Below are 12,091 nucleotides of genomic sequence, written 5' to 3'. Positions count from 1 at the left end.
GCCACTCTCCGCAGAACGGTCTTGTGGCCTTCAGGCATCGCTGTCGCGGATGGAAGAGGGGTGCCGCAACAGCGGGGCTACCTCGATATCCATAAATTTAAACAGCGGCAGACCAGAGAGAATTGCGTGCAACTCTTCATTGTCACGCACATCAAAAATGCTGTAATTGGCGTATTGGCCCGCAAGGCGCCAGATGTGGCGCCACTTGCCACTGTGTTGCAGCTCTTGCGAATAGGCTTTTTCACGCGCCAAAATCTCTGCTGCCTCCGTTGGTGGCAGGTCATGGGGCAAGTGAACGTCCATTCTTACATGAAACAGCATCATGACACTCCTAATATCACGGCTCGAAGATGCGAGAGCATCCTCGCCTTGAGGACATTGCAAATATCTCAAATGCATCAGACGCTTGAGATATTTGCAAAAGGAACAACAAGAGTCATTTTCAATGACTTTTGTTGTTATTCGGCCAAACTGATGGTCTTGCGCAGACCGTCACGTACAAAAAACGCCACCCGCTCTTCATCCAGCGCAATGCCAAGGCCCGGTCCATTGGGGACCGTGAGTTCAAAATCGCTATAATCCAGCGGCGTTGTGAGAATTTCTTCGGTCAAAAGCAGCGGACCAAACAGCTCGGTTCCCCATTGCAACTGATTGAAGGTCGAAAACACATGCGCCGAGGCAATGGTGCCAAAGGCACCTTCCAGCATCGTGCCGCCATAGAGGCCAATGCCTGCGGCATCAGCAATAGCAGCCACACGCTGCGCATTGAAAAGACCGCCGCTTTGCTCGATCTTGATGGCAAACACATCGGCACCGCCAAGCTTTGCCAGCTCAAACGCGCTCTCAGGACCATGGAGCGATTCATCGGCCATCAAGGCGGTGGGAAAGCGCCGCATAAGACGGGTAAGAGCTGCGGAAGATGCCACCGGCTGCTCCACCAATTCGCAGCCCGCATCAGAGAGCGCGGCCATACCATAGGCCGCTTCGGTTTCGCTCCAGGCCATGTTGACATCAACCCGCACAGCGGCTCGATCACCCAAAGCCCGTTTGATGGCGGCCACATGCTTGATATCGTCCAGCAGGGGTTTTGCGCCGATCTTGAGTTTGAAAATCCTGTGTCGCCGCAGATCCAGCATGTTTTCGGCTTCAGCAATGTCTTTGGCGGTATCGCCAGAGGCCAGCGTCCAGGCAACGGGCAAACGGCTGCGCAGCCGCCCGCCCAGCAAGGCGCTGACAGGCAGCCCCAGTCGCTTGCCATGGGCATCCAGCAGGGCCGTTTCCACGGCGCATTTGGCAAAGCGGTTTTCCTTGACCATTTTGCCAATGCGCAGCATCAGCGCCCGCACCGCCGTGGCATCCTGCCCCAGCATCAGGGGTTGAAAATAGGTATCAATGGCAAGCTTCATCCCCTCGGGGCTTTCGCCGCCATAGGCCAACCCGCCAATGGTAGTGCCTTCACCAATACCGACAACTCCGTCGCTGCAATGGATTTTGACCAGCATTAACGTCTGGCCATTCATGGTGGCCACCGACAATTTATGGGGCCGAATGGTCGGAAGATCGACAAGCATGGTTTCAACCCGTTCAACAACGGGAAAAGCGGAAGTGTCGAGAGCAGGGGTGAGCGAGATCGTGTTCATGAGGAGACGTTACGACCGAGACACATGCTCGTCCAATATCATTCGCGTCTATAATAATACCTATTTGGTATGATAGACATGAAAATGCTCTACTATCGGCATACATAGCAAGCAATCCAATCATTTTTGATAGGAAGGCTTGAGGAGGGGACACATGATGGACTTACGCCAGCTTCGTTATTTTGTGGCCGTGGCAAGGGAGCGCAATTTCACCCGCGCCGCCCAGATGCTGCATATCGCCCAACCGCCTCTCAGCCGCCAGATCCAGTTGCTGGAAGAAAAATTGGGCGTCGCTTTGATTATTCGCAAAAGCCGCCCGGTGCGGCTGACGGAGGCGGGAAAGCTGTTTTTTGAGCAATCCTTGCAAATTCTGGGGCGCGTGGAACAGATGCAGGCGGCAACGCGGCGCGTTGGCCTCAATCAAAACAGCGTTTTTTCCATCGGCTTTGTGGCCTCCACGCTCTATGGCGGCTTGCCGTCCTTGGTGCGAAAACTGCGCCACCATGCGCCGGAGCTGGATATTCAATTGCTGGAACTGGTGTCCGTGCAGCAAATCCCGGCCCTGAAAGAAGGACGCATTGATATCGGCTTTGGTCGTGTGCCCCATCGTGATCCCAACATTGCCGATGTCCTGCTGCGCGATGAGCGCCTGATGGCTGCCATTCCGAAGGGCACCCCGCTTGCGCAAGAGACCGGACCTTTGCAGCCCACAGCGCTCAATGGCTGCAAAATTATTGTCTATCCCAAAGAGCCGCGCCCTGGTTATGCTGATCATGTCCTTGGTCTGTTGCACAGCCACGACGCACGTCCTGCCGAGGTGCAGGAGGTGCGCGAAATCCAGACAGCCTTGGGGCTGGTTGCGGCAGAGGCGGGTATCTGCATTATACCGGCAACAGCCCGCCAGATGCGTTCAGATGTGCATTACCGATTGCTGGAAGGAAAAGACATGACCTCGCCGGTGATCCTCAATCACCGCATCAGCGACAATTCGCGCTACATTGAGCTTGTCAAACAGTTGATTGGTGAAATGTATGCCGAAAACCCGCCCTGGCTGGACCTCAACCACAATTATATCCATGAGGCGTTTCAATGCGCCAAAAACCGTTGACCCCTCATGGCTCAAGCACCCCGCCTGCCACGTCAAGGTCGGCGGGTGTATCGACATCTGTGAGGGCAGGCCAACCAATCTCGACATCCACCACCGCCAAGCCGGAGGTTTCAATCACGGATTTCGCGCCTCGGTCTCCCTTGAGCGCTAAAACTGATGGATAAAGGATGCTGGGCAATAGAACCGGATTGCCGCTTTGACCATCGGCCTTTGCCCGCACAACCAACCCGCCACCTGCCTGTTGAAAGGCCGCAATCAACTGATCCATGTGGTCCGTCGTAATCCCCGGCATATCTGCAAGCAAAATGAGCACTCCATCGGCAGCGCTCACATGCGGCTGGCTTATCGCAGCCCTAATCGAGCTCGCCATGCCGCTCTCATAGGCAGCATTGAGGCACAGGTGAATTGGCAAGTCCTCCAGACAGGCCGCGATGTCGGCATGACGATAGCCGGTAACGACCGTCACTGACCCTGCCTGTGTTTCGAGGCCCGCTGAGACCACACGCCGTATCAATGGTACTCCATCAAACCGGGCCAGCAGCTTATGACTTTGGCCCATGGGATGAGAGCCCATGCGGCTCGATTTTCCGGCTGCCAACACAACAATTGCAACTGTCGTCATTCCTCACGCCTTCAATTCGATAACAAGAGTGCTCTCTTTAGTTGGCGCAATGATAAAAAAGCACCCGCTGATTTTTCACTTGTTTTTTGATCAGAATAGCCGATCCTGCTCTTTGCAATGGAAAAGCGAACGGCAATGGCACCGCGATAAACAAGAGTATACGCTTTTTATTACGATATGCGCCTGGCATGCTGTTTGCTTTCAATTGTCACTATAAGGCGAAAAACGCCAAGGGAACATTTTATCATTCGGGACATGCTGGCTTAAGGGAGGCGGCGTTGATGCGCATTGGAGTCCTGCTACATCTCGGATCGCGCTCTCGCGATCTCAAATTGCCCGGCACCGACCGCAGCAACCTTGCCCACAGGGCAGCGGCATGGTGATGGCACCGGTTGAAATTCAAGTCAACGGCGCGCTCCACACCGTCGATGCCGATCCCACAACACCGCTTCTTTATATATTGCGCAACGATCTGGCGCTGAACGGCCCCAAATACGGCTGTGGCTTGGGCGAATGTGGTGCCTGCGCCGTTTTGATGGATGGACGCGCCGTGCGCTCCTGTCGTGTGCCCCTTCAGACTGCTGCAAAACGGCCGGTGATCACTCTGGAAGGGCTGGCAAGCGGTGGCACGCTGCATTTTGTTCAAAAGGCCTTTATCGAGGAAGCTGCCGCGCAATGCGGCTATTGCCTGAATGGCATGATTATCGCGATTGCAGCGCTTGCGATGCAAAACCCCGGCGCAAGCGAGGCCGAAATACGCGAAGCCCTGCGCCACAACCTCTGTCGCTGCGGCACCCATATCGAAATTCTCGCCGCCGCCCGCCGCGCCCTTGGCTATGCCCAATCGCTGACAGAGGAGGTGAAACCATGACGGCTGACGCAGGCAAGACTGACGAGGGCCAGACTGACGCAGGCAAGGCTGGAACCCTCACCATCCATAGCCTTGATGGCCACCGCCGCCCGTTTCTCAGCATTGATGCAGGCGGACAGGTGCTGGCCTATAACGGTCATGTTGATCTTGGAACCGGCATTCGCACCGCTCTTGCACAAATTGTCGCCGAAGAGCTGGATGTTCGTTTTGATCAGGTGACCATGGTGCTGGGCAGCACCAGAACCGGCCCCGATCAGGGGGCAACCATCGCCAGTGAAACCATTCAGGTCACCGCCATTCCTCTGCGCCAGGCTTGCGCCACAGCCCGCGCCTATCTGCTGGCAAAGGCAGCAAGCAGGCTTGGGGTTGATAAAGAAAAGCTGGGCATTGAGGATGGTATTTTTCAAGCATCTGGCCCGGAAAATTGGCACATCAGTCTGGGAGAGCTGATTGCTGGCGCGGAAATTGATCTTCCGATTGATGTAACGGTACCGCTCAAGCCGCCATCCAGCTACCGGCTGGTGGGCACAGCCACGCCACGGGTGGATATTCCGGCCAAAGCCACAGGGGCATGGACCTATGTGCATGATGTGCGTGTGCCGGGCATGCTGCATGGCCGGGTGGTGCGCCCGCCCTATGCCGGATTTGACCACGGCGACATGATTGGCAACAGCCTGATCTCGGTGGATGAGGCTTCCGTTTCTCATATTCCCGGCCTCATTGGCGTGGTGGTGCAGGGCGATTTTGTCGGCGTGGTCGCAACCCGCGAGGAAAATGCCATTGCGGCGGCCAATTGCCTTGCTGTCATTTGGCGCGATCCGCCACCACAGCCTGATTTGAATAGGCCTGAGATCGCCCTTCGCAACAATCCTTCCACGCCGCGTATCTTGGCCGACAAAGGCAATATCGATCTCGCTCTTGCAGGCGGAACACAGGCGATGAACCGCACCTATGTCTGGCCCTATCAGATGCATGGCTCGATTGGCCCTTCCTGTGCGGTGGCTGATTATCGAGACGAGGGTTTGACGGTTTGGTCCGGCACCCAAAATCCCTTTCCAATGCAGCGAGATCTGGCCCAGTTGTTGGATATGCCGCAGGAGAAAATCACCATAGAGCGGCTGGAGGCGGCAGGCTGCTATGGCCGCAATTGCGCTGATGATGTCACCGCCGATGCCGCCCTGTTGTCCCGCGCGGTTGGAGCACCCGTGCGCGTGCAACTAAGCAGAGAGCAAGAGCATCTCTGGGAGCCAAAGGGGGCTGCCCAGATTATGGATGTGCGTGGCGGGCTTGATCTTGAAGGCGGCCCTTTGGGGTATGATTTCGAAACACGCTATCCCTCCAATCTTGCCCCAACACTGGCCCTGTTGCTGACGGGAACCATACCGCCGGTGGCCAATATTGCCCAAATGGGCGATCGCACAGCCATTCCGCCCTATGGCTTTGGCAATTTGCGTGTGACCGTGCATGACATGCCGCCAATGGCGCGGGCTTCATGGTTTCGTGGTGTGTCGGCCATGCCCAACACCTTTGCCCACGAATGCTATATGGATGAGTTGGCGTCAGCCGCAGGCGTGGACCCGATCGAATATCGTCTGCGTTATTTAAAAGACCCGCGCGCCATTGATCTCGTCCATGCCGTGACCGAGCGGGCAGGATGGGTTCCCCACACCACCTTTGGCACGCTGGGCGGCGAGGGTGACCTTGTTTACGGGCGCGGCTTTGCCTATGCCGTCTATGTCCATGGCCCCTTTCCGGGGACTGCGGCGGCATGGGCCGCTTGGGTTGCGGATGTAGCCGTCAACACCAAAACCGGAGAAATTACCGTCACCAAGGTGACCTGCGGTCAGGATTCTGGCCTGATGATCAATCCCGATGGGGTGCGTCATCAGATTCACGGCAATATCGTGCAATCCACCAGCCGGGTCTTGAAGGAAAAAGTTGATTTTTCATCCACCGCGGTCACCTCCAAGGAATGGGGCGGGTATCCGCTCCTGAGCTTTCCAGAGGTACCGGACATTGATGTGCTCATGGTGCCCAGGCCAGATGAGCCGCCGCTGGGGGTTGGTGAATCTGCCTCCGTGCCCAGTGCGGCCGCCATTGCCAATGCGGTCTATGATGCCACCGGCATTCGCTTTCGCGAATTGCCGCTGACGCCGGAAATGATCCTCAAAGGCCTGCAAGGCGACACATCCGCTCCCGCCGCTGTGCGCCCGAAAAAGCGAAAGGGATGGGGCTTTGCAGGTTTGGGTCTCGCCCTTACAGGCGTTGCCGCAGCCATAGCAGGCGTGATGACTTTAGCCTCCCCCTGGCGGGCGGCCATTGCACAAATTTCGCCTCCAGACGGCAATGTCTTTAGTGCCGCCACCATTGAGCGCGGCAGGCTGGCGGCGGCCGCCGGGGCCTGCAATGTCTGTCATAGTGGAGCTGATGGCCACGCTTTTGCCGGTGGGCGCAAATTTGAAACGCCGTTCGGTGCGATCTATGCCACCAACATCACGCCGGATGTGAAAACCGGCATCGGTGCCTGGTCCTACCCGGCATTTGAGCGCGCCATGCGTGAAGGTGTCAGCCGTGATGGCCATCATCTTTACCCGGTCCACCCCTACACGTCTTTTGCGGGCGCGGAAGACGCAGACCTTCAGGCCCTCTATGCCTATTTGATGAGCGAAGCACCGGCGGCGCAGGTATCACCGAAGGCAAATTTGCGCTTTCCCTTCAATCTGCGCCCGATGATGGCCGTTTGGAACGCCCTATTTTTGGACGCAAAGCCCTTTGCCTTCGATGCAAGCCATGATGCCGCATGGAACCGTGGGGCCTATCTGGTCGAAACATTGGGCCATTGTTCTGCCTGCCATACCGAACGCAACAGCTTGGGCGCGGAAAAAACCGGGACCGCCCATCTCTCCGGCGGCTATGCCGATGGTTGGCACGCGCCTGCGCTTAACGGTGCCGCAGTCAGCCCTGTACATTGGACGAAAGAGGCCTATTACGACTATCTCCGCACAGGCCATTCCAGCCAGCATGGCAGCGCCAGCGGGCCAATGGCGCAGGTCATTACGGCTATGCAACCGCTGCCTGATAGCGACATTGCCGCCATGGCCACCTATCTTGCCAGCCTGAGTGGTAATAGCGCGCCCAAAGACGCAACTGACGCCCATGACGCAGTGATTGCCGCCAGCTCGGCCGCCAAAACCGAGGCGCTTCGCGCTGCACCCCAAGGACAACGGCTTTTCGAGGGAGCCTGTGCCGCATGCCATGAGCAAAGTGCTCTTTTGCCGTCTTTGGCGCTCAACACCAACCTGCACGCATCAAGCCCCGACAATCTGTTGCAGTCGATTTTCCACGGTGTTGAGGCTCCCGCCATTCTTGCCGAAACCACCGGGCGACAAGCTCCGGAAGTGATGTCCATGCCCGGTTTTCGCGATCAATTCACCGATAGCCAGATCAAGAATCTGGCCAGCTATCTGCGCGCCCGCTACGCCCCCGACAAACCTGCATGGCATGATCTGGATGCAGCCCTTACCCGCGTGAAAGCGTCAACGCATTAAGGCTTGTCATTTTGTTGAAGACGACGATGCCACGCTCCTGCCGCTTCGCCTGCAAGCAGGCGAAGATCGCGAAGGGCTGCGCCATCCTCTTCGGACACCCGGTTAAAACGACGCAAGAGGCCGCCAAGATCGTGGATGGCGACTTCGGCAGCCGTACTGGCAAGGCCCGCAGCCCGTCGGGCCTTGATGATGGTTTGAAGATCTGCACCGCTTTCAACCGCGTCAAGATAGGCCTGATTGGCTCTCAACCCTTCCTGAATCAATGCCGACAAGGGTGAGCCAAAATCCGGCCACAGCACGAGAATGGCGACAAGGGCAGTCAAACTGCCAACCGTGTTGTCAACAATACGCGCAGAGGCAACACCGGCACCGGATTGCAGCATCTCGGTGACCATAATAAACAGCATCGTCAAAAAGAGGACGAACACGGTGTAATTGACACTGCGCAGCGCAATAGTCAGACCAGCCAGCGGCACAACAATCAGCGCCAGAATCAATGGCTGATCAACAAAATGCAAAAAGCCAAGCGTGAGAATACCGCCCAGTGAACTGCCCAAAATCCGCTCCACGCCCCGGGTCCATGTGAACCGCGCCGCCCCTTGCAATACAACCACAACCGCCATGGTGGCCCAATAGGGATAGCCGAAGCTGAAAATAAGCGCGACATAATAGACCGCCAGCACGGCTGTTGCCTGCCGAAGCGCATGGCGAAAAGCAACATTAAGCGGCATGACACCTTCATGGGCGCTATGCGTAAAGCTCAAGACAGCCTGAGGCTGCTCAAATGGCAGCATGGTGCGGCGCAAGGCCTGCTCGACAGCCAAAAGACAACCCTTCAGCGTTTCATCCTGCATGGCGACACTTGCCTGATGCAGTCGCTCCAGCGCCTTGATGAACACCGGTTCGCTTGCTGACCATTTTTTCAGCGCCGCGCGACTGGCGTTCAGCGCATCCAAGATGGCAAATGCACAGGCGATTCGATCTTCTGAGCGACCTTTTTTAACAATGAAGGCGTGATCCAGCGCAATCAAGGCACTGAAAATGGTCTCGCTGGAGTGATGCAATGTGGCAAAGGGCCGAAACTGTTTTGCAGACGCGCCCTGATAGCGGACCATCAACAGACGCAAACGCTCAATGGCCATCCGCACAGAACGTCTATGGGTCGCATGATCGGGATGCCATTGATAATCCCGATGAGGACGATCCGCCGTCACCACGAGGTCGCTGACCATATCCGTCAGCCGCATCAGTACAGCGCTTGCCGACTGGCGAACAGGCAGCCACGGATCAATGCGCATCAACCAGGTGATCAGCACAAAGGCCCAAAGGCTTCCCCCCAGAAAGGCCAGCGCTTGCACAGCGGCAGGCACCAAGGGTTTGGGAAAGCCAACAGCAACAACACTGACCACAGCCAGAAGCGTTGATACCATGCCGGAATGCGGAAGCCTTGAAGGCAAAAGCACAGAGGCAAACACCAGCAACGGACCGGCAATCAGCGGCACCGGATAGCCAAGCGAGGCAACCCACGCCCCCCCAAACGCGATCAGGGTTCCACACAGCGCAAAGAGCAACAGTTGGAAACGGCGCTGCTTGTCAGATCCCGGACTATCGCAAAGACACGTCCAGAAGGATGCAAAAATGGCCCAGCCCATATGATATTGGCCAGAGCCAACCACCAGCACAAGAGGCACCGCCACCGCCACCGCTGCGCGCCTTGCCTCGGCCAGCGTAAAATGCTCGGGCGTCAGCCCAAAGGAGCGCAATTCCAGCCACCGCGCCATGCGGCGCAGGGTGACAGGCAGGCTGGAATGTTTGCCAACACCCGAATTATGATCGCGCAGGTCTTGCATGTCTTCCCTGTTCCACCTCAAGGCACCCATATTGCCGTAGCCCGCACCAGCAACCAACAGTCTCAACCGCGTGTTGCCGCGTGCATGGCTTTGTCGCAACCCATTGGACGAACCTGTCGATTGAATCGGCTGGGTGATTCCATCGTCAAATTCGTTTCGCCAAATTCTGTTTCTTCAAATTCGGTTTCTTCAGGGGGCGGGCTAGCACATAATCGAGCAAACCAACCATATCGATTTTCGCATGGCAACTGCGCATTATCGCCGATCACCGCATCATGACTTTGGCACAAACGCGGGCTGAGAGTGTCCATTTTCGCCCAAAGTCGGGTTACAAGTGCCTAAAGTTGCAGGTTTGCATAAAATGCCACAGTTGCATAGAACGGGATTCTCAACTTTATCCATGTGGGAAAGTGTGCGTGCCTAATTTTTGCCGCTATGCTTTAAACAATAGAAATTGTAAGCATTTAGCGCAAAGACTTATTGTTCGCTGCACTGCGATGGCTTTGGGGCATGGGATTTTATCAAAGGGACGGCCATGGATCTGCGTATCCTGCATATTGATGATGACTTGGCTCTGGCCCAATTGGTGAAGAAAAAGCTTGGCCGCCGCAATTGTGTTGTCCGCCACGATAGTGATGCCCAGGCCGCCCTGTTGCTTTTGCAGCAAGAGCCTTTTGATGTTGTGATTCTTGATCACTATCTCGAAAACACCACCGGCCACGACGTTCTTGAGCAAATGCGCACATCCCAGATTGATGTGCCCGTTATCTACATCACTGGCTCAAATGAGGCGCGGGTGGCGATCGACGCAATCAAGGCTGGGGCCGCCGACTATGTCATCAAAAGCGTGGATGAGGATTTTTTCGATCTTCTGGAAGACGCCATTCGCCAGACCGTGAGCACGGCACGCCTGCGGCAGGAAAAACAGCAGGCGGATGAAGAAATTCGCCGTGGCAAAGAGCGTGCAGAAACGCTGCTAGCGGAAATGAACCATAGAGTGGCCAACAGTCTGGCGCTGGTTGCAAGTCTTTTGCGCCTCCAGGCGGGGGCCACCGATAACGAACAGTTGCGACAAGCCTTGACCGAAACACAAAGCCGTATATCGGCAATTGCCGGTATGCATCGCAGCCTCTACACATCGGAGCATGTCAATGATGTCGCAATGGATCGCTATCTTGATGCCCTGATCAAGGATATTTCCAGCACAATCGATACGGGGAAAAACCTGATTGAGATTGTGCTTGATGCTGATCCGATTGAACTGCCAGCCGATAAAGCCGTCTCTGCGGGAATGATTGTCAGCGAATTGGTGACCAACGCCCTGAAATATGCCTATCCGGAAGGAACGGCTGGCAAGATCCATGTGAGTTTCAAACAGCACGACAAGGGGCTAGCCAAACTTGCCGTGGAAGATCAAGGCGTTGGACTGGCGAGCGAACATAAAAACGCAACCTCCACCGGGCTTGGCCACAGAATCATCAAATCCATGGCGGATGCGATTGGCAGCGGCATCCATTATCCATCGCGTGAACGAGGTGCCGTCGCCGAAGTCATGGTCAGCCTTGCTGTCCCCGACGCGACGGGATAAAACGCTTTTCTGCGGCCCTTACAATGTGTTGAGCTTATCAAACACTTTGCCAAGGATTGTATTGAGAACGGCCATTTCTTCTTCGCTGACGTCTTGAAAGCTAACCTCGAACACCTCTTTTGCCTCTATGAATGCAAGCGCCCGCAGACGATCACCTTCCGCCGTCAAACATGCTTCGGTGACACGGGCATCTGAGGGCCGCACGCGGGTTACCAATTGGCCATCCGCGATCATTCTCTGCACCACCTTGGTGGTGGTATTAAGCCGCATCGTCGAAAATTCAGCAATTTCCGAGATCGACAGATAGGTGTCTTCATAGAGTGACATCAGCACACGCCACCTCGGCACATCAATGCCGATGGGTTTCAAACGCGCATCGAGAATCTGAACGTAGCGCGCATTGACCCGGCTGATCCAGTAGAAAGGCCAGTTTCTCTTGAAGTGCGTCGTACTTGTGTGTTTGGCGTTCAAGGCTGTCTCGCTGTTTGGCTTGTCGGTAATCCCGGATGAGAGGCTCAATCGCGACATACTGCATAATTCCTTAAATCGGAATCGATTTAAGGAATTATGCAACAGATTTAAAGAGCTACTTTGAGCCTTTGTGCGCCATATATGGTGAGAGGCGCTGTAGAGAACCTGACCACTTTCTGGGCCTTACGCGGTAATCATCTTCGTTAAACCGGTCAAGAGCCAACCTGGGGACACTCCCGCTGATTTTTTGCTTTGGGTTGCAAAATGATGATTGCGGAAGAAATATGAATTTATCAATTTATTTCTGTTTACGGATCAGGGGAAAGCAGTAATATTCATCTAAAATACAAATAGCAATGAACTCCGGCAGAGATCGACAGCGTGTACGATACT

9 protein-coding genes are annotated in these 12,091 nt (G+C 55.7%); 4 read left to right on the top strand and 5 right to left on the bottom strand.

Translation table 11 applies throughout. From position 1 onward, the window contains the following. Positions 1–30: 30 nt before the first annotated feature. Together catC and E6C51_RS12400 are read right to left on the bottom strand one after the other, a co-directional pair. On the bottom strand, positions 31–321 hold the full coding sequence (catC, locus tag E6C51_RS12405) for a muconolactone Delta-isomerase (protein WP_190236172.1): 291 nt from the start codon (positions 319–321) through the stop codon (positions 31–33). A gap of 137 nt (positions 322–458) precedes the next feature. After that, positions 459–1,640, bottom strand: coding sequence for a muconate/chloromuconate family cycloisomerase (locus tag E6C51_RS12400; protein WP_190236171.1), 1,182 nt, complete (start codon positions 1,638–1,640; stop codon positions 459–461). Between the two features lie 157 nt (positions 1,641–1,797). Between E6C51_RS12400 and E6C51_RS12395 the strand changes: the two genes are divergently transcribed. Beyond that, positions 1,798–2,748, top strand: a complete 951-nt coding sequence (locus E6C51_RS12395; protein WP_190236201.1) for a LysR family transcriptional regulator — start codon at positions 1,798–1,800, stop codon at positions 2,746–2,748. A gap of 4 nt (positions 2,749–2,752) precedes the next feature. Here E6C51_RS12395 and E6C51_RS12390 read toward each other — a convergent pair whose 3' ends face one another. After that, positions 2,753–3,370 carry a nucleotidyltransferase family protein gene (locus E6C51_RS12390; protein ID WP_190236170.1) on the bottom strand — a complete coding sequence of 206 codons (618 nt, stop codon included), beginning with the start codon at positions 3,368–3,370 and terminating at the stop codon, positions 2,753–2,755. A 376-nt stretch (positions 3,371–3,746) separates the two neighbouring features. On the opposite strand from E6C51_RS12390, the gene E6C51_RS12385 reads away from it, so the two are divergent. Together E6C51_RS12385 and E6C51_RS12380 are read left to right on the top strand one after the other, a co-directional pair. Then, positions 3,747–4,241 (top strand): (2Fe-2S)-binding protein, encoded by a 495-nt coding sequence (locus tag E6C51_RS12385; RefSeq protein WP_407920803.1) that lies wholly within the window; start codon positions 3,747–3,749, stop codon positions 4,239–4,241. Continuing rightward, positions 4,238–7,789, top strand: coding sequence for a molybdopterin cofactor-binding domain-containing protein (locus E6C51_RS12380; RefSeq protein WP_190236169.1), 3,552 nt, complete (start codon positions 4,238–4,240; stop codon positions 7,787–7,789). Before E6C51_RS12385 ends, E6C51_RS12380 begins: the two co-directional genes overlap by 4 nt. Here E6C51_RS12380 and E6C51_RS12375 read toward each other — a convergent pair. Then, a complete protein-coding gene (locus E6C51_RS12375) occupies positions 7,786–9,705 on the bottom strand; it encodes an FUSC family protein (RefSeq protein WP_210234999.1) in 1,920 nt (639 codons plus the stop codon). The genes E6C51_RS12380 and E6C51_RS12375 overlap by 4 nt on opposite strands. A 469-nt stretch (positions 9,706–10,174) precedes the next feature. Here E6C51_RS12375 and E6C51_RS12370 point away from each other — a divergent pair, with 469 nt between their 5' ends. Next, on the top strand, positions 10,175–11,227 hold the full coding sequence (locus tag E6C51_RS12370) for a histidine kinase dimerization/phosphoacceptor domain -containing protein (RefSeq protein WP_146935725.1): 1,053 nt from the start codon (positions 10,175–10,177) through the stop codon (positions 11,225–11,227). 18 nt (positions 11,228–11,245) lie between these two features. Here the strand turns inward: E6C51_RS12370 and E6C51_RS12365 are convergent, their stop codons facing one another. Next, a complete protein-coding gene (locus E6C51_RS12365) occupies positions 11,246–11,755 on the bottom strand; it encodes a MarR family winged helix-turn-helix transcriptional regulator (protein WP_190236168.1) in 510 nt (169 codons plus the stop codon). Between the last annotated feature and the right edge of the window lie 336 nt (positions 11,756–12,091).

This window comes from Gillisella terrae (assembly GCF_004801395.1).
GTDB classification, from domain to species: domain Bacteria; phylum Pseudomonadota; class Alphaproteobacteria; order Rhizobiales; family Rhizobiaceae; genus Allorhizobium; species Allorhizobium terrae.
The sequence above is the reverse complement of the archived record's forward strand: the minus strand, read 5'-3'. Positions and strand labels throughout refer to the sequence as shown.